This window comes from Oscillatoria sp. HE19RPO (assembly GCF_024220515.1).
In the GTDB taxonomy this organism is placed as follows: domain Bacteria; phylum Cyanobacteriota; class Cyanobacteriia; order Cyanobacteriales; family Laspinemataceae; genus Laspinema.
The window spans coordinates 1-17,108 of the sequence record NZ_JAMXOT010000208.1 but is presented as its reverse complement, the minus strand read 5'-3'; the positions used below and the strand labels follow the sequence as shown (position 1 = coordinate 17,108).

Genomic DNA, 17,108 nt, shown 5'->3' with positions numbered 1-17,108 from the left:
TTGCAGGTTATCGATTCTCAATGTACCCTCTTCTCGTCAAATAGTCCCCCCAAGGAAGGCGATCGTCCCCTGTCGGTTGCCATATTATGTGTCGCTGTTGACAAATTAATGTCGTCTTGCCAGATTATGTGTCGTCTTGACAAATTAATGTCGTTGAATTGGTGTTGACAAATTAATGTCGTCGAGCCATTGATCGAGTTCTCTCATCGGAAGGCTAACGCTATACTTTCTTTCAACCGATTCTTATTCTACACCGTCAGTAATTCTGTCCCCCACTTTCCAGGCACTCCAACCCAGAAGTGATGTTGAAACCTGCCAGAAGTTATGAGGAGGCTATTTATGTGGCTATCTTTCAACCCATCCCAACACGGGAGTGGTGTTGAAACACTGAGTGGACGATAAGAGGGTAAATTGAGAATCGATCTTTCAACCCACCTTAATCCGCGATTAGTAGCGAACAAATCTCCTAACTTTCAACCCACCCCAACGCGGGAGGCGACGGCAGAAATCATGGCCCCAATCCTTGATGGTATTGGGGCTGAGTCCGGTGGCGGCTGCGATCGCATGGATGCAGGCTTTGCGATGGTTGCGATTCGGGTCGTCGGGTACCCAGCGACGGCAATACTCCATCGGTTCCAGGGGAAGTTGACGCAGAATGTCAATGCGATGGGGAGCCAATGCAAATCCCTTCTAATGTTGGCCGAATCCAAATTAAGCAATTTTGACGGCCAATACTAGAATTTCACTCGTAAAACACGAATAAATTATTTTTGCAGTAAGTCGGGAGGTAAGACCAATTTGCGGATTTGGTTGAGGGTATCCGCCATCCGCAGACTGTGGGTGATGTGGTCGGGGCGCTTCTCGAATCTTTTGCCCCAATTCTCGATCGTGCGAGGACTCAAGCCCGTTGCTTCCGCTAGGGCTTCCACGCAGGCTTTCCGATATCCCCGTTCCTCCGGGGACAGTTCAACCCATTTTTGACAGTATTCCAGGGGTTCCAAAGGCAGGTCTCTGAGCGCGTCAATTCTATCTTGCGGACTCTGGCGGTTGCTGTCTATGGGTCGGAGGGTCATCGGGAGGTGGTTTGCTCGGAGTTTACGAGTTATATTGACTCGCGGTTTGGGAGTGAAGGTGCGATCGGAGTTTCCTGGTGTAAAAGTTATTATGCGGAAGTGTCCTATGACCAGATTAAGTGGTAGAACCCGGAAACGTCGGGCTGCTTTAGCCAATCTGGTGAGAAGCTGGGTTGGTAAGGGTTGCGTCTGTTGTAGGAGTGTCCCCACGAGAAAGGTTGAGGTTACGGTATCGTAGGCACATAGGAGATCTCAAAGGTGTTTTATTAAATTTGGAGTCGCGGAGTATCAAAAAGCTGTTTAATGGAGGTAAATAGTTTTAACCACCATCAAAAACTTTACATAAAGTTTTAAGATGAGTTCCAAGGACAGTGGCACTACAAGCCTTGTAAGCCCCCCTCTCAACCTCTAACCGAGGAGCGAGAGAAATAAAGCTGACTGTTGCTCATCTATAGTGGTGACAAGTAAAAGCTCAATTAGCTGTCGTGGCTTGCCCCTTAAAATTGACTGTGATGTTGTTAAAGATAGCCTTACCATGAGTGTCTCACCGGGACTTGATTATGTAGTGAAAACCGCAGAGCGAGTGTGGCAAATGGAGCCACACCGCTTTGTGCGTATCCCGGTAGCAGACAGGGATCGAGAACCTGTGGCTGTGAATGCGATATGGACAGATTATGGACTACGCCCTAGTGCAAGTAATCTGGCATTCATAATTCAAGATGTTTCACAGCAGGACATCAACCAGTGGAAACGGTGGTTGGCTGATTGGCCTATTCGTGCAGGATTACTGGTGTCAGATAAGATATATCTGGTCCAGCATTGCCAGGAATCTGGCAGGTTACAAGAACGGGAACTAGAAGCTGAATCTTTAGCGACAGAGCTTACTGCACCTAGCAGCAAAGCGTTTACTCCAAAGGCGCTGGTAGAATTTCGTACTGGACAACTTTCACTAGCAGATCTAGAAGAATCAGTTTCTGAACGTAGCTTTAGCTTTTTAATTCGTCAACGAGCTAACTTAGATAGAGCATTTCAATCAGCGATTAATGGCGCACTCAACGAAATTGGCATTAGCAGAAAAAGAAATTCAAAGAGCTTGATGTCTTCTCGTACAGAGATAGCAGGTCATGCAATTCGTGTAGCAATTGCATTCTTGGCTGCTAGAATTTTAGAAGATAAAGGTTTTTTTGGTGATGATGAACTGAGAATTCCAACTAATGATCCTCGCTTATTGCTCAATCGTACAGTGCCTCTTGCTAATGGGTTTTTTAAAAAAGCGCTTGAGGAATCAATTCCTCATTTACCCGAGAGAATATTACAACCTTTAGCTGCTCACTTGGGGAGTTCTGTTAGCTTTGCTTTAGTAGATCATAGGGATGTTGGATTACTGTACGAGCGTGCTATTAAAGAGCTGCCCACTCAGGTCGCAGGTAACAATTGGAGCGATCTACAGCGACATTATACTCCAGTAGCGATCGCTGAACGAATGCTAGAACTTCTGCCATTGGAACGCTTACGTCCAGAAGATAGAATAATTTTCGATCCAGCGGCAGGGTCAGGTAGTCTTCTATTAGCTGCCACATCCCGTTTGGCTTTAATGTCTGATATCCCAGAAGATATCAGCAGACGAAAATCTTATCTCGAAATGCACGTAGCAGGTAATGATTTAGATCGATATGCAGACTTAGTTACGCAACTTCGGTACACCTTAGCAAGAGAGTCTCTGGGACAAAATGTACCCTTTCCGTTTCCTAGTCATTTTTCTCATAAAAACTACGATGATATTAATGAGAAAAACCTAGGGTTTAAGCCCCACGTTATTGTTGCAAATCCTCCTTTTGCTGAAGATGGTAACAGGCAAAGAGCAGTAAAATTTATAGAACAAGTTTTGTCCTGGATGAATAAGGGCGATCAATTTGCTTTTGTATTACCTCAGTCTTTTCTTACAGCTAGGACTCATGGTATTTCAGATGCACGGCACTTGCTAACTGAGCATTGCCAAATCTTTGAAGTATGGCAATGCCCGGAAAAAACTATTGGGATTGGTGCAGAACAAGCTGTCTGTATTGTCTTGGGTAGCCTTGGTAAACCTCAAATCTTAATTCCTTCTGCTGCAAGGGCTGTATTCTCCCGAGTCAAAGAGTCTGTATCTAATGTCCGCGAGCAGGGCTTTTTAGGTAAAAAATGGATTTTAGATTTAGATTCTAATCATTGGGATTTCGTTACGGCCCCCCCCATTGATATTAAGGTTTCTACCATCTCATTAGGAAATTTATTTTATGTTTTTAATGGAGTTAACCCTGGTAAGTCTGGTAAAAATTACAAAATCCTTCAGGAATCTTCTTTAGGAATAGAATACAAACTGTGCTGGGGTTCGAGATGGCGGGATCCAAACAGGCTGTGGGCAGATCCTAATAGAGTTCCTGAAGACAAACGCTGGTTAATGTATGGTAAAAAATACTTGGAAGGTCCTAGATTAGAAAATGCTAAACTTTTCGATCTACCCAAAATTTTAGTAGGTCGTAAAGTTAATCGTGGTACTTTATATCCCCTTGCTGCTCAATTAGATACTACAGGTCTTTGTCCTGACAATAATATATTTTGCGTTCTTCCTGCAAAACAAGCAGGAAAATATACCCGAGGATATGAAAATACAGAATTTTCGGCAGAGTGGAATTCACTAAGTTATGAATCTCAAAGGTTTTGGTTGTTAGGTATCTTGGCATCTAATATAGGGAATGCCTTATCTTTAATTGGTCGTAAAACCCATGAGATTACTACCGCTGAACTTTGTACACTACAGTTACCTCTAAAAGTAGATTTAAGGATAATTGAAGTCATTAGTAAAATTATCAGCTTAGAGCAAACCGATGGTTCTACTGCCGAGCTAAGTGAACTCCGCAATCAACTGAATCTACTGGTAGAGGAATCATACGGAAACCCTTGCTGGATAGAGATAGCCCGTACAGGTATTCCCCCCGAATTAGAGGAATGGAAGTCAGAGCGCACGAAGCCTACCTTTAGCGTAATGGGTCAAGTTTTAGATATTTCTCAAGATAATAGTCGAATTCTCCTATATTTGAATGGGATGCTCGATGATAATCGAGAAGCTTGGCTTCCCGTTTTGCCAGAAATGCCTGGTTGGGCGCTTGATGGTACAGTGTTTGACGCTGAAATTAGTCAAGATGTGGAAACCTTTGAAGAACTGACTCAACGTCCCTGGGCAATCAGGCGCTTTCGCCATACATCTCGTCCTTACCTAACTGATGATGAACTCAGAGAAGAACTTGGGATATAATAAGTACAGGAGGTTCTATGATTTGTGAGTTAGCTTTTCTAGCAGTTGGCAATGCTGATAGCATTGTCATTCTTCCTGCTGATAGTTCTGTGGTTGTGATTGACTTGCCTCAACCACGAGGTCTTTTAAAATTCCTTACAGATCGAGAGGCAACTGAGATCAGTAGAATTTACATTACTCACGAACACCGAGATCATTTTCCAACCCTGGAAGGTTTAGTTAAATTCCTGGACAATTGGTTCAAAGAAGGGCGAAAAGTTAGAGAGCTTTGTCTGCCTTTTGAAGTATATAAAAAAGCCCGAGAAAAGTTAGGAATAAATCCAGACAAAAATCCACGATTAGAAAGATTAAGACATACACTCCTGCGGTTAAGAGACTGGGAGAAAAAAGGTAGCCTTACTTTTTTAGAATCTACACGTAATTCTAATCCATATTCTGAAGAGGGTTTAGAAATTCAGGTTTTACATCCAGGTTTACTATATGCTCAAGATCATCTTGCAAGCATTAATGGTAAAGACAATGAAATATCTGCTATACTGCGCGTTACTTACGGCAATTTTGCAGCTTTACTACTTGCAGATATTGAAGGTGATGGGCTAAAGGAGCTTCTTACTACTGGTAAAACCGAAGAATTTAAAGCGGATCTGGTAAAAATTCCCCACCACGGTGCGTGGCCTAAAAATGGAGATGATCTTCAATCATTGCTGAAAGCTATTGATGCGGAAATAGCAGTTTTATCAGTTGGTAGTAACAATCCCTTCGGTCACGTTGTTCCAGAACTATTTTCTCTATTGTTAAGCCTAAAAGACGATTCTTCCCATCGGCTGTCTCAATTTGTTTGTACAGAGGTTACACGCACGTGCTTTTATTCAGCCAGCAAACGTGCTGAGATGGGTAAAAAACCAGAGTTAGAAAAATCAAAGTTATGTGCTGGAGACATTACGATAGTTGCAGAAACGTCCGGTAAATGGACTTTAAAGACTCAGAACCAACATGAGGAGATCATCTCCAAATTCCCGTATGCAGCCTGCAAAGGTCGAACCGACCTTGGTAGCCTTGGTATCTAACCCCCCACATTTACAATAAGGCATGAATGAGAATATCCAGTTGTTTCGCATCGCTTTCCTCTCCGGTTCTTTGCTCATGGTTGGGTAGCTAGAAAAGGGCAAGTGAGATGGATGGGATGCAACCCCAAATCGACTCGTTAAAAACTTACTCCCAGCTTAACCGTCAACGGGCGATCTAGAATGGTTCGCTATAGGTCATCGGGTTAGGATGCAAACAGCCGTTCCTGTAATGTATGCTCCACAGGCACGCCACTTCCCCACCCATGAGCATCCATAAAATCCAATCCGGTGACGGATTATCATGGTTCATCCAACCCGGATCCTCCTCATCCGGCTCAAAGGTTTCAAAAAATCAGCGATCGCTTCAATCTGTTCGAGATCGAGTGGTTTTCCCGAGGCGATCGCTTTTGCCAAGCCAATATTTTTACCGCCGCCAAATTTATAATGCAATTCCAACCCCAACTTTGCTGCATTACTAACGGGTTCCGGTAGGATCCGATTCTTCTGTGCAGCAAGCGCAACCAAGAGTGACATAAATGCCAGCCCAAAAGGCACCTGAGAGGCTTTTGTTGCAAGGCTAAATGTATCTAGCATAAATAGAAAAATTCGTCAATGATTTTCCTATTATACTGAGAAAACTTGTCATTTCACTGCTCTGCTAAAGAGACTTCTGACGCTTCGCCATCGTTGCAAACGGCAGAAAACAGCGCAGGCACTCTCCCTGCTGCCACAACGCCGGAATCGGAAACGGCGTACCGCAGTTCGTGCATTTCGAGAGCAAACGCAACGGGTGGCGAGCCTGCTTCGCAGGAGCTTCGCTAACGCACCCCAAATTCTCCTTAAACTGCCACTGGACCCGGTGATAGGGAGCGTCCCCATAACAAGCACCACAGAGCATAATCGGTTTGGGTTTCAGGGTCACCCCCCTTGGCGGTAGCATCTCCAGCAGGCGATCGACCTCCACCCCCACCACACTCGCCAACGCCTGCCACTCTTCCGGTGTCGGAAACGGATTGAGATAAAACTTCTCCCATCGTGCCACCACTGCACCAATACCAGCCCGTTGACCCAAACCATTCGGCGTCAGATGATTGGCACGTCTAAATCGACCCAAAAAATGACTCAGACTTTCTCCGGCAAACGGTTCTACCTGAAACAACCAAGGTTCTATGTCTTTGGGACTCATTATTTATACTCGTTTGCCACTTCCTGCAACGTCGCTTTATCAATTTTGCTCAACCCTTTTTCTAATGCCCGAATCGCAGCTTCTCTGAGAATCATATCCAGCAGCCCGATATAACCTCCGGTAGCTTGACCCAAAATAGTCAGCATACTTTTGCTAGTAAGATTCGAGGCGACAGGCAATTTCAGTACCTTTTTCTCCCAAATATCCACCGTTTCCTGAAACTGTTCTCCTGACAACGTACCAAATCGGTAACAAGCGCGAAAGCGATTGTAAACCTGTTCGTCTTTTTTGATGACCGCATCTAAGCGATCGGTTCCGACCAAAGCCACGGAAATTCCTAAATGGTCGAAAATATCTCGAACCTCGGCAAATGTTTTCGGTTTAAAGCGATCGGCTTCATCAATAATTAACATCTCAACTTTACAGTTTTTAAGCACCTGGATCGTCCGGTTGCGGATATCCCCCAGCCTGCCTTGGGGCAACTGATATTTGAGATGTTCCAAAATGGCTCTAAAGAACTCTCTAGAGGCACATTCCTGGGGAATTTGAATGTAAACAACGGGCACGAGCGGAGGTTTGCCGGGTTCTTGACGGGGTTTATGCCTGAGTCTATAAGCATCACAAGCCACTGTTTTACCCGTCCGCGACTCGCCAACCACCCGGCAACATTGTCTTGATTTGCGCTTGCCTTCTAACCAGTCATGGAGAATCTTCACTTGCTCCAGTTGAACGATGCTCTTACCCCGCAGGCGATCGATCTGCCCTTGTAAATCTGGAGTGGTAGGCGGAAGGCTCCCTAACTGCTCGGCGACAGCTTGTGCATTTTTATCAGCCATGTTCTAAAACCCCCAATCTTCCTGAAGCTGATCGTAATCAAAGACTTCCACATCGGTTTCTGGTTCTGAAGCTGATAGAATTTCGTCGGCTTCCATCACTTCTGGTTCCGGCTGCTCTACAGGCTTTTGAGGCGATCGCAACTCCTTCTGTTCGTCCTGGCGACGATCTTTTCGGCTTGGCTTGCGATCGCTGTGCTTTCGCTCTACAAACAACTGGCGATCCTGGACTTCTTCTAAAATCGAGCGATTGCCAACACTTTTGCCAGCTTCTCGAAGCTTCCGAGCATTCGCCTTCGCTTCATCCAGAGAAAGTTCTTCCGCTTCCAAATCCAGGGCGAAAGCCCGAGCTAAAAACTCTTCTTTGTCTTTCTCTCTACGATAAATCAGAATTGTGGTGATATCCCTGGGATCGTACCGTAGCACCACCGATTCCCCAGCATAACCCGCGAGATATTCTCCCCGATAGGTCAAATTTTGAAAATTCACATAGCCACCTCGGGCGATCCTGCGTAGCGCTTCCTTCATCAAACAGACATCTAACTCCCGTTCGGAAAGGGGAGGAGGCGCAGTTAACAACCCCGCTTCCCAACGCTGGAATCGGCTTTGATCGCCCAAGCGAGCATCAATGCTTTGGTTGTAGCGATCGCAGATATAGCGTACCAACAGGCGATCTAACTCCCGCAATGTCAAAGAAGCCTCTTTTTCCGCTTCCTTTGGGCGTTGCTGTACGTTTGACCCAGTGTATCCCGGCAAGGTGGAAAAAAGTTCCGTATTCAAAGTCCCAAAGGGACGCTCGACAATACCCCCTGACGATGGGCGATCTCGCAGATGACACACAAATCCTAATTGCACCGAAACTTGACTCAAATGGTTCGAGCGAAAATCCTTACCCCCATCGGTATAAAAATGTTGAGGTGTCCCGAAGGTTCCCCATTCGCAGTGCAGGGAGTATTCAGATCCGTAGTGTTTCGGTAAAATGGCATGACGCAGTGCCAGCGCCACCACCTGAGAAGACGGTGCGTCAAAGCCCAAGTTGATTCCCATAATACAACGGGAATAGGTATCGATAACCGTGGTTAGCCAGGGACGGCCAATGAGTACACCATGCCGATCCACGAGTAAGATATCTACACGAGTATGGTCGCATTGCCAGACGTGATTGCTGTACTCTACCGATAAATCCTGCCCCGCTCTAGTCTTAAGGGATAAATGGGAACCACGCCAGCCGATACTCCTTGCTGTATTCTTTTCTTCTTTCCGTTCAATGATTGGGTTTAAGATCCGGTAGACTGTCCGATAACTCGGGTAATCATCTCGTCCCAATTCCAGAGCCTTAGCTTCGACCCTGAGAGCAGCTTGCTTGCGGCTCATTCGTTTACTGCCCTTGTTGCCCTGGGTGTAAGTTTTGATAATAAAATCTTCCCAGAACGGATCGATCCGGTGCTGTCCTTTATCTCCCCGGCTGGTATCCGAAAGTGCAGCTAAACCTTCACTTTGATATTTTTTAACAAGACGTTGCACCGTGCGAACTGTTTTTCCCAGCTTTTTTGCAGATTCCCGCAGCTTTTCCCCGTAAGTGGCGCGATCGCAAGGCTCTAGAAGGCTTTGAATCACCTCCATCTTAAGCTGGGCTTCCTCTGAAAGTTCACGGATAATAATATTGGTTTCCTCAACGGAATCGCTCCGATCCAGCGGTAACTCTGTGGAGCTTGTTGAAGGAAGAGGGGGTTCCGGCGAATGAGACTCCAACATACCCGTAAAAAAACTCCTTCCCTACTAAAAAAACTGTAGCGAGTTTTGATGTTTTCATCAACTCGCCAAAAGCGGCGATCGGGCTAGGGACTGACAGTCCCACTGGAATTGCAGAAAAACGACACCTAATTTGTCAAAACAGCCTTTCTTGCCTTTCACAAGAAACGACACCTAATTTGTCAAAATTCTAAAAGACGACATTTAATTTGTCAATACAGGTTTTTGATCTACTCAAGTGTAAAAACAGCCAGAACCCTTGTTTAGAAAAGGATTCTGGCTTTAAGGCTCGATGACAAATAATTTGGCAAGACGACAAATAATGTGGCAACCGACATCACCCTTAACCTTTCATCATCTCCCCTTCTGGATATCTTGCTTTTTGTTAAGGAATCGAGACTTCCCCCTAAATCTTGCCAAACTGGTAAATAATCATCACCCTTAGAAACAACCGAGTTCTACCGTGGAATATGAGATTCGTTATAAACCCTCCTTTGCCACCCTGTTTGTCACCCTCAGTCCCGGGGAATCCATCACCGCTGAACCCGGTGCCGCCATCTCGATGGATAGTCGAATTGCCATGAAAACTCAATTTTCTGGGGGGTTCTTCTCCGGTTTATTAAAAAAATGGTTTGGGGGAGAGAGTCTACTGGTTAACGTCTTTCGCAATCCCACCACTCACCCTTTAGAATTGGTCCTCAGTCAAGCCACGATTGGGGATATCGCTTGCATTGAACTCACCCAGTCTAGTATCTGTTTGCAACCCGGGGCTTATGTTGCTCATACCCCCGGGATAAAAATCACCCTCGGTTGGGCGGGGTTTGCCAGTTGGTTCGCCCGGGAGGGACTGTTTAAGCTCAAATTAACCGGCACTGGGCGCGTATTTTTCGGGGCTTATGGCGGATTAACTCCTAAACGAATTAATGGCGAATTTATCGTAGACAATGGTCATTTAGTTGCCTACGAACCGACAATTAAAATGGGAGTTTCCATGTCCGGAGGCTTGTTTAGTTCCATCTCATCCGGGGAAGGATTTGTCAACCGCTTAAAAGGGCAGGGAATGATCTATTTACAATCCCGAAGCGTGGAAGGCTTAGTCAATTTTTTAAACCCCAAATTTCGGTAAGTTTAGCGGGAATGTCTAGACAACTATGAAAGTCAATATTTTACATCAACCGGACTGTGCGATCGCCCATCTCATCCTCAAACCCGGGGAAGATATCTTAGCCGAAGCCGGTTCTATGATTGCCATGAATGGGGATATGCAAGTCAGCACCACCCTGCGCCGAGGCAAAGGCGGCGGCATCTTCGGCGGAATCAAACGCTCCCTCGCCGGTGAATCCTTATTTTTAAGCGTCTTTCGTGCTCCCTCCACCGGCGGCGAAATCTTCCTATCACCGCAAATGTTAGGGGATATTTTCCACTATCAACTCCGAGAAACCGGCTTAATTGTCCAAGCGACTTCTTACCTCGCCTGTAGCGCTCAAGTCATCCTAGATATCGGCGTTCAAGGCTTTAAATCCTTCTTCTCGGGAGAAAGTTTCTTTTGGCTGGATATCAGTGGTCGCGGTGACCTGCTTTTAAGTTCCTTCGGGGCCATTTATGAAATCTTTGTTGAAGGCGATTATATCGTAGATACCGGCCATATTGTCGCCTTTGAAAAAACCTTAACCTTTGAAATTACCAAACCCCCCGGAAGTAGCTGGGTGAGTTCATGGCTGAGTGGAGAAGGGTTTGTTTGTCGGTTTAAAGGCAGAGGTCGCCTTTGGTGTCAAACCCATAATCCCCAGGCTTTCGGTCAATTGATTGGGTCTCAGTTATCCGCCCGCACTGAATAGCCATTGATTATTTAAAATTGTCCTCCAGGAGATAAAAATGAGTCGTCCGATTGCTTATGAAATTGAACATTCACCCTCCTATGCCTCCTTGCGTCTTGACTTAGAACCGGACCAAACCGTATTGGTTGAAGCCGGAGCAATGGCAGCAATGGATGCCTGCATTAACATGAAATCTAAAATGAAAGGAGGGCTACTCAAAGGCTTAGGCCGCATGGTGAGTGGAGAATCTTTATTTATTAGCGAATTCACCGCAGAAAGAAAAGCCGGCCAATTATTTGTCTCCCCGGCTGTGCCGGGAGATATTCAACATTATCGGTTACAAGGAAATAGCTTATTTATTCAATCTTCCGGCTTTCTCGCCTCCAGTCCTACGGTTGAAATTGACACAAAATTTCAAGGATTCAAAGGCTTTTTTAGTGGGGAATCCTTATTTTTAGTCCGAGCAACTGGAGAGGGAGATTTGTGGTTCAACTCCTATGGTGCTATTGTAGAAATTCCCATCGCCGGGGACTATATTGTAGATACCAGTTATATTGTGGCCTTTGAAGATACCCTGGACTATCGGGTAGAAGTTTTAGGGGGATTATCCTTCCGGGGATTAAAAACGGGTATTCTGGGTGGGGAAGGGTTAGTCTGTCGCTTTCAAGGCACGGGCCGCTTGTGGGTGCAGTCCCGCAGTTTGTTCCCGTTCCTGAATTTTTTAAATCCGTTTCGCCCAGTGCAAAGTAGTAGCAGTAGTAGTAGTGGCAGCAATAGTAATGAATAGCCTTTTCACCCGGGGGGAAATTTCCGGTCCTGGGGGGACTGCTGTCAGATTTAAGAACACCTCCGGTCCCCTCCCCTTGGCAAGGGGAGGGTTAGGGTGGGGTCCTCTTGACGTGGCGATCGCCCCCTTCGTCGGATGGTCCTCGGTCCTCTCCTTTAGCCCTCCAACCCCTCAAACCCACGGAATATCAACGGATTCAGGAATCATAAAATTTTTTAAAAAAAAGACTAGACAAATCTAAAAATTGTGCTACAGTAATAAAGGTGAAAAAACACCACGGCTCAGTAGCTCAGTAGGTTAGAGCAGGGGACTCATAAGCCCAAGGTCGCAGGTTCAAATCCCGCCTGAGCCATTCACTATATAAGCGTTTCAGCCTCCATCCCATCAGGGTGGGGGCTATTTAATGTCACTCGACAGCATAGGGGTTGTAGCGTTAACTTACTCTAAGTAACGGTCAAATTTAGGGAAAGATTAGGGAAGCCGCATAGAGATGAAAACAGATTCGGACTGGCTCAAAGAAATAAACTCATAACTAAAATCAATCCGCGCTGGAGTAGTCGTTCGACAAAAAGGCGATCGCCTATATCAAGGACCCCCAAGACTCTTACCCGTTTACAAGATGATCTCAAAAGTTGGGAATTGTTTAGCGATCGCATCTATCAACCAAGAAACTGCCCCTTGGCAAGCAAGATATTTTACGCCGTCTGTATTATGTATAAACGAATCGGTTTACCCAATGACGGTGATAGCTGGTGCCGGTAAATTGTTGCCACTCGGTTTCGGTGAGTGGACTCATCAAGATTAGACCAAAATAGGCCATCCGATTGGAGCGTAAACTCCCCACTCGTTCCTGATTCGGCCCAACTCTATTGTGAGCTACCCCATGAACAACCCTGACTCCGAGTGTAAGACAAACTCCGCAAACTGGGCGATCGCAGCCCAACCCCGGTAGAACAATCCGTAGGGGCTTCGATACCCTTTCTCCGTCCAACCAGGAATCCGTTGTTTGGATGCAGCGGCGGCAAAGGTTGTGGAAATCAAATCGAGTCCTTGGTCTCCTAGCATTGACTCCAACCGCAAATCTTCCGTGCAAATATGCCAGGTGGCAAGCGCATCGGTTTGAATGGTCACAAAATTGACTGAATCGGGTTCGGTTATTACTGTGACAAATTCCCCGGTAGCTGGATGTTGCGGTTTGACCACCAACACCCGATCGCCTTCTTGGATTGGAGAAGAAGGAATGGGATGAGCCATCTGCGCCAAAAGCAATTTATAAATCTCAACCTGGGAATTATTGGCCGGAGTGAGTAACTGTTGGGACCGTTGTTTTTCTTCGGCTAATTCGGTCTCTAAGGTCATCACTTTGGCAACTAGGGTCGAATTGTCGCTGTACTTCATATTGCGCTGAGATGACGCCAGAGGCGAGGCTAAGGCGTCGTAGCGCTGCTGCATTTCTTGAAGCTGAGTTAGCAGTTGTTGGTTTTGGTCTCTCAACTGGTCCAAGACGTCATCAGACCGGGTAGCTTCCAAATTAGCAATTTGTTCCTGGAGTTGCTCAATTTTGGTATTCTTCTGCGCGTTTTCTTGGATGAGCGATTGCAGTTGTTGGTTTTCTTGTTCTAGGCGATCGCGTTGAGCAATCAATCCCTGAATCAGGGCCGCTGCCTTATCTGCTTCCTTGAGTTGAGCACTCAGGTCCCGGACTTGTCGTTCGAGTTGCGCCACTCGGTCCGATGGTTTGGGGACTGCGGGGGCGAGTTTTTGTTGGACTAAGGCTTGTTGGAGGTGGTGATGCTTGGGTACGACCTTGCCGGAATTTCCCCCCTCGGATTGGGCCAAATTCTGGAGGCAGGTGCGAAGTTCTTGAGAGGCTGTGGCGTCCAGGCCCAATCCGCGCTCTATCCACTTGAGTTGCGTTTCCGGGACCTCTTCATCCGGGTCCGCGCAGTTGGCGAGGAAGGTGGTAACCGCCTGATTGGATTTACCCTGGCGTTGGGGTTTGATGAATTTGCCGATGTTCCAGTCAGTCAAGGTTTGGACCGCTTCAACCAAATGGTCGGTGAGGACCACCGGCTCGGCGGCATTGGGTTGGGATATTTGCGCTAGGCGCAGCGCCTCCGCTTGCAGGGTCGCTAAACTTTCCTCATCCATCTCTCCGGAGGCGTAGGAAATTAAGCGCCAGTCGGAAAGGGTGGCAGGCTGCCCTAACGTAATCGTTTTCCGGGTCTGGCGGATGCTGGCGACAGTTTGTTTGCCCGCTTTGAGCAGTTTGACGAGCAGGTGCTCATCGCTGATTTTGGTTAGTTCTTTGACAGCGCTGACGGACCAGGATTGGACCGAGTTGAGGATGAGCTTTTGGATGCGCCGGTGTTGCTTGTCGAACCATTGGGAAATGTGGATGAGCGATCGGGCCATCCAAGTCGAACCCCCGAAGTCGGAGGATTCTAGCCACTCGTCAAAAAGTTGGGACCCTTCGGTGAACCCATGTTCTTCGCAAAGTTCTTGGAGGATTTGCCGAAAACTACGACCGATTTCTAAGCCCCTGATGAAGCTGTGCTGGATGAAGGTAAAAAATTGCTGTAAGGTTTCTTGGGCTATCGTTTGGAGTTCCTGTGAACCCAAATTACTGTAGTCGTACTCTAAACGCAGGTTTAGCGGAATTGAGCTAAAACAGGGTTTAGCTGTAGATGCTTGCAGGCTATTCATGGTATGATGACCTTAGAAATATTTATGGCTAGGGCGGGTGGTACCGCTCTTTTTTGTCGCTCTTGTTAAACTATAGTAAACTATAGTCTGTCTGTCACTCCTTTTTTATAACGAATTGTAAACAGTTCGTCTAGACTGGAGAGATGAAAGTATGCAATCAATGCCTGAATCGTTCCTGCATCCCAGCGTCGGGCTGAATTGCGTTGATAAGAACGAATCACGCTTGCCGAGAGTCCGGTTTCCTGGCTTAGGGCCATTTGACTGATTCCCCGGGATTGCATGATGGCGTCTAAATTGCAGACGATTTCAATCTCTGAACCAAACTTAAGTACGGCAGGGCGTTCATCTGGGAGTGGGGGTGGTTGTCGTTTGTTGGAATTATCCATGAACAATCCGCCTTTTAGGTGACGGATAGTATTTTAATCGACTAATCTCTCCGGATCCAATGAACGGCTGAAAAACTGTTTTAACCTCTCCTAGGCTATCGTTTGGAGTTCGTGGGAACCCAAATTACTGTAGTCGTAATCTAAACGGAGGTTTAGCGGAATCGAGGTAAAAAACGGTTTAGCTGTAGATGCTTGTAGGCTATTCATGATAGGGTTGATGCAGTATTTATGTTGTTTAGGGCGGGTAGTACCGCTCTTTTTTGTAGCTTAAACTAGATGTGTACTTATTTACACATCTTTGTTGTGAAGAATTGTAAAGAATTGGTCGAGGGAGTCAACCTCAAAGAAATCCAGTAGCTTTTCTAAGCTGGCCTTGTCGATTCGACTAAAGCGGTTATTCTGCAAGGCCCGAACTGTGATGGGACTCAAGCCGGTTTCTCTTTTTAAGTCAAGTTGGGTGAGTCCTTTGCTGGCCATAAATTGGTCTAGGTTGCATTTGATTTCTCTTCCCACTGGTTAGTCCTTTTGGATGGTCTTGGATTTTAGCTATCTAACTATCTAGGATAGTAGATTAGACCCATCCCACTAAGGGGTATTGCTTTGGAATGCGATCGTGGCGATCGCCGCCTCAACTATAGACTAGCATACTACCATCCTAACTTTCCGTCAAGGATTTTTTGGATGCTCTTTGTAAACGATTGTAAATAAGTCATCGAAAGATTTGAGTTGGAAGTAGCCTGCGATGGTTGAAAGTGTTGCCCGGTCTATTCGACGGAAGCTGTTGTACTGATAAGCACGGATACCTGCCGGAGCAATTCCGGTGTCCTCGCTTAACTGTTGTTGGGTGAGTCCTCGTTGCTGCATCAACTCGTCAAGATGGCAGATAATTTCAGGCTTTTGAATGTCCATTCGCTCCGTTGGCAAAATCATCGTATTTAGCATTTAAGTATCCTAGCCTTCTAAAGAGGGGAGATGACAGCATCGACAATTTATTGTCGTTGGGAGGATGCAATGGGACCCCCATCTCCAGGAGTTGTGATGCACTCAGCGATCGCCGCCATCAGAGCAATTAAACTTTCCCGGGTCAAATTAGCATAACATTTATTGCATTCCTAGCAATTGCTATAGATGTAAATTTTCTTAAAGGCAGAAGATTGAAGAGCCAGAAAGCTAATATGGTGGGCAGAACGCGCTTTTCTCCTATGCCAACTCCCAAAAAACAGAAACGTCTTAATCTTGTACTGCCCGAGTGGATTCACCGAGGACTTAAGCGCCTGGTGGCCGATGAAGGCGTTACGATCCAATCCTGGATAGAAGAAACTATTAAAGAGGCGGTCCTGGAGGGCGGATATGCGACCCCTCCCCTCAAATATCACTCTCTGGCTGCTCTAGTTCTTGACAACTATAAAGTTTTAAAAGAAGAAACCAAGATTACGGAAGCTCGACTGGAGGCGATCGCCGCTGGGGAAGTTGCCTCAGAAGCTGATCTACTCAGAATTGCTAGGGCATTAGATTTAGATGAAGAATTTGTCATAGGGCTAGTCCAACAAGAAGCACGCGCCGGTTTAGCGGAGGTTGGCTAATGTTCTCACGCTCAAGTAGAGGAGGGTTCCACTACTAGCCCTGTCAAGGTGTATTTGTAGGGGTGCAATGTGCAGGCCCATTTAGGGGCGATTATAGAATCGCCCCTAAAAGAAATAACGATTTTTGGTCATTAAATTTGCCACCTTGACAGGGCCCAAGCATTGCGACCCTACAAGAAATAACGGTTGAGCTTTGTTTCTTTCGCGAACACTTTCCAGGCCCGATTTGCCATAAAATATAGCGAGAACCTAGACCCGTCTAGCCTACAGTGTCGGTGGTAATTTCTCCATCCTCTGACTAGCACCGATAGCTTTTGCGCTTTAACTGACGCCCCATAGTTAGAGTTGTTGACGATGAATTTGACTTTCTTCCGGAATGCTTTATAATTGTCCTCTGAAGGGACCGTTCTAACCCTCTTCTGTCACTCTCGGCAGAGGAAAATTAAGAAATCCACGTCAGCCGAAAGAGGGAAGAGAGCGAAGCAGGCCCGATTTATAAAAGAAATTAATCGATTTAACTCCAAAGATAACTGAGGAATAGGAAACACTTGTAACCAATAGAGAATAGAATTAAAACCGAGCATCGGCAGGAGGAGTAATTGAAGATTATTTAACGCGCTCTT

18 protein-coding genes, 1 tRNA gene and 1 pseudogene are annotated in these 17,108 nt (G+C 46.2%); 8 read left to right on the top strand and 12 right to left on the bottom strand.

The features are described from left to right. Nucleotides 1-447: 447 nt before the first annotated feature. Both NG833_RS19050 and NG833_RS19045 read right to left on the bottom strand, forming a co-directional pair. On the bottom strand, nt 448-678 hold the full coding sequence (locus NG833_RS19050) for a hypothetical protein (protein WP_254566852.1): 231 nt from the start codon (nt 676-678) through the stop codon (nt 448-450). An 86-nt stretch (nt 679-764) separates the two neighbouring features. Beyond that, the gene (locus NG833_RS19045) at nt 765-1,073 is read right to left on the bottom strand and encodes a hypothetical protein (protein WP_254566851.1); all 309 of its coding nucleotides are present in this window, start codon (nt 1,071-1,073) and stop codon (nt 765-767) included. 490 nt (nt 1,074-1,563) lie between these two features. On the opposite strand from NG833_RS19045, the gene NG833_RS19040 reads away from it, so the two are divergent. After that, the gene (locus tag NG833_RS19040) at nt 1,564-4,368 is read left to right on the top strand and encodes an N-6 DNA methylase (RefSeq protein ID WP_254566850.1); all 2,805 of its coding nucleotides are present in this window, start codon (nt 1,564-1,566) and stop codon (nt 4,366-4,368) included. Between the two features lie 17 nt (nt 4,369-4,385). Then, nucleotides 4,386-5,435, top strand: a complete 1,050-nt coding sequence (locus NG833_RS19035; protein ID WP_254566849.1) for a ComEC/Rec2 family competence protein — start codon at nt 4,386-4,388, stop codon at nt 5,433-5,435. A gap of 306 nt (nt 5,436-5,741) precedes the next feature. Here NG833_RS19035 and NG833_RS19030 read toward each other — a convergent pair whose 3' ends face one another. From NG833_RS19030 to NG833_RS19015, 4 genes are all read right to left on the bottom strand, one after another. Next, nucleotides 5,742-5,969: a hypothetical protein gene (locus NG833_RS19030; protein WP_254566848.1), complete on the bottom strand. Its 228-nt coding sequence runs from the start codon at nt 5,967-5,969 to the stop codon at nt 5,742-5,744. Nucleotides 5,970-6,093: 124 nt separating this feature from the next. Then, entirely contained in the window at nt 6,094-6,621 is a 528-nt protein-coding gene (locus NG833_RS19025; RefSeq protein WP_254566847.1) for a helix-turn-helix transcriptional regulator, read from the bottom strand. Next, nucleotides 6,621-7,457 carry a TniB family NTP-binding protein gene (locus NG833_RS19020; RefSeq protein ID WP_254566846.1) on the bottom strand — a complete coding sequence of 279 codons (837 nt, stop codon included), beginning with the start codon at nt 7,455-7,457 and terminating at the stop codon, nt 6,621-6,623. Before NG833_RS19020 ends, NG833_RS19025 begins: the two co-directional genes overlap by 1 nt. 3 nt (nt 7,458-7,460) lie before the next feature. Then, nucleotides 7,461-9,077: a Mu transposase C-terminal domain-containing protein gene (locus NG833_RS19015; protein ID WP_254566860.1), complete on the bottom strand. Its 1,617-nt coding sequence runs from the start codon at nt 9,075-9,077 to the stop codon at nt 7,461-7,463. A gap of 592 nt (nt 9,078-9,669) precedes the next feature. On the opposite strand from NG833_RS19015, the gene NG833_RS19010 reads away from it, so the two are divergent. The 4 genes from NG833_RS19010 (at nt 9,670) to NG833_RS18995 (ending at nt 12,162) form a co-directional block, all read left to right on the top strand. Beyond that, nucleotides 9,670-10,332: a TIGR00266 family protein gene (locus NG833_RS19010; protein ID WP_254566845.1), complete on the top strand. Its 663-nt coding sequence runs from the start codon at nt 9,670-9,672 to the stop codon at nt 10,330-10,332. Between the two features lie 25 nt (nt 10,333-10,357). After that, nucleotides 10,358-11,044 carry a TIGR00266 family protein gene (locus tag NG833_RS19005; RefSeq protein ID WP_254566844.1) on the top strand — a complete coding sequence of 229 codons (687 nt, stop codon included), beginning with the start codon at nt 10,358-10,360 and terminating at the stop codon, nt 11,042-11,044. A gap of 37 nt (nt 11,045-11,081) precedes the next feature. Further along, a complete protein-coding gene (locus NG833_RS19000) occupies nt 11,082-11,810 on the top strand; it encodes a TIGR00266 family protein (RefSeq protein ID WP_254566843.1) in 729 nt (242 codons plus the stop codon). A gap of 278 nt (nt 11,811-12,088) precedes the next feature. Then, nucleotides 12,089-12,162, top strand: a tRNA-Met gene (locus tag NG833_RS18995). A 357-nt stretch (nt 12,163-12,519) separates the two neighbouring features. On the opposite strand, the gene NG833_RS30525 is transcribed toward NG833_RS18995, so the two are convergent. From NG833_RS30525 to NG833_RS18975, 5 genes are all read right to left on the bottom strand, one after another. Continuing rightward, entirely contained in the window at nt 12,520-12,654 is a 135-nt protein-coding gene (locus NG833_RS30525; protein WP_256556068.1) for a hypothetical protein, read from the bottom strand. Between the two features lie 32 nt (nt 12,655-12,686). Beyond that, nucleotides 12,687-14,516 (bottom strand): hypothetical protein, encoded by a 1,830-nt coding sequence (locus NG833_RS18990; protein WP_254566842.1) that lies wholly within the window; start codon nt 14,514-14,516, stop codon nt 12,687-12,689. Between the two features lie 80 nt (nt 14,517-14,596). Further along, nucleotides 14,597-14,902, bottom strand: a complete 306-nt coding sequence (locus tag NG833_RS18985; protein ID WP_254566841.1) for a helix-turn-helix transcriptional regulator — start codon at nt 14,900-14,902, stop codon at nt 14,597-14,599. A 288-nt stretch (nt 14,903-15,190) separates the two neighbouring features. Continuing rightward, nucleotides 15,191-15,415 carry a helix-turn-helix transcriptional regulator gene (locus NG833_RS18980; RefSeq protein ID WP_254566840.1) on the bottom strand — a complete coding sequence of 75 codons (225 nt, stop codon included), beginning with the start codon at nt 15,413-15,415 and terminating at the stop codon, nt 15,191-15,193. A gap of 153 nt (nt 15,416-15,568) precedes the next feature. Next, complete coding sequence (locus NG833_RS18975) at nt 15,569-15,844, bottom strand: helix-turn-helix transcriptional regulator (protein WP_254566839.1); 276 nt, start codon at nt 15,842-15,844, stop codon at nt 15,569-15,571. A 30-nt stretch (nt 15,845-15,874) separates the two neighbouring features. Here NG833_RS18975 and NG833_RS30520 point away from each other — a divergent pair, with 30 nt between their 5' ends. Together NG833_RS30520 and NG833_RS18970 are read left to right on the top strand one after the other, a co-directional pair. Beyond that, a complete protein-coding gene (locus NG833_RS30520; protein ID WP_256556067.1) occupies nt 15,875-16,000 on the top strand; it encodes a hypothetical protein in 126 nt (41 codons plus the stop codon). Nucleotides 16,001-16,104: 104 nt separating this feature from the next. Next, nucleotides 16,105-16,485: a hypothetical protein gene (locus NG833_RS18970; RefSeq protein WP_254566838.1), complete on the top strand. Its 381-nt coding sequence runs from the start codon at nt 16,105-16,107 to the stop codon at nt 16,483-16,485. 170 nt (nt 16,486-16,655) lie between these two features. Here NG833_RS18970 and NG833_RS18965 read toward each other — a convergent pair. Further along, nucleotides 16,656-16,856, bottom strand: a pseudogene (locus tag NG833_RS18965) (RNA-dependent DNA polymerase); the annotation flags it as partial. Nucleotides 16,857-17,108: the final 252 nt, after the last annotated feature.

Coding starts and splice junctions, on each gene's coding strand:
- NG833_RS19035 (WP_254566849.1), top strand. CDS start 4,386: ATGATTTGTGAGTTAGCTTTTCTAGCAGTTGGCAATGCTGATAGCATT.
- NG833_RS19020 (WP_254566846.1), bottom strand. CDS start 7,457: ATGGCTGATAAAAATGCACAAGCTGTCGCCGAGCAGTTAGGGAGCCTT.
- NG833_RS18975 (WP_254566839.1), bottom strand. CDS start 15,844: ATGCTAAATACGATGATTTTGCCAACGGAGCGAATGGACATTCAAAAG.
- NG833_RS19025 (WP_254566847.1), bottom strand. CDS start 6,621: ATGAGTCCCAAAGACATAGAACCTTGGTTGTTTCAGGTAGAACCGTTT.
- NG833_RS19030 (WP_254566848.1), bottom strand. CDS start 5,969: ATGTCACTCTTGGTTGCGCTTGCTGCACAGAAGAATCGGATCCTACCG.
- NG833_RS18985 (WP_254566841.1), bottom strand. CDS start 14,902: ATGGATAATTCCAACAAACGACAACCACCCCCACTCCCAGATGAACGC.
- NG833_RS19000 (WP_254566843.1), top strand. CDS start 11,082: ATGAGTCGTCCGATTGCTTATGAAATTGAACATTCACCCTCCTATGCC.
- NG833_RS19005 (WP_254566844.1), top strand. CDS start 10,358: ATGAAAGTCAATATTTTACATCAACCGGACTGTGCGATCGCCCATCTC.
- NG833_RS19045 (WP_254566851.1), bottom strand. CDS start 1,073: ATGACCCTCCGACCCATAGACAGCAACCGCCAGAGTCCGCAAGATAGA.
- NG833_RS18990 (WP_254566842.1), bottom strand. CDS start 14,516: ATGAATAGCCTGCAAGCATCTACAGCTAAACCCTGTTTTAGCTCAATT.
- NG833_RS19015 (WP_254566860.1), bottom strand. CDS start 9,077: ATGGAGGTGATTCAAAGCCTTCTAGAGCCTTGCGATCGCGCCACTTAC.
- NG833_RS18970 (WP_254566838.1), top strand. CDS start 16,105: ATGCCAACTCCCAAAAAACAGAAACGTCTTAATCTTGTACTGCCCGAG.
- NG833_RS30520 (WP_256556067.1), top strand. CDS start 15,875: ATGACAGCATCGACAATTTATTGTCGTTGGGAGGATGCAATGGGACCC.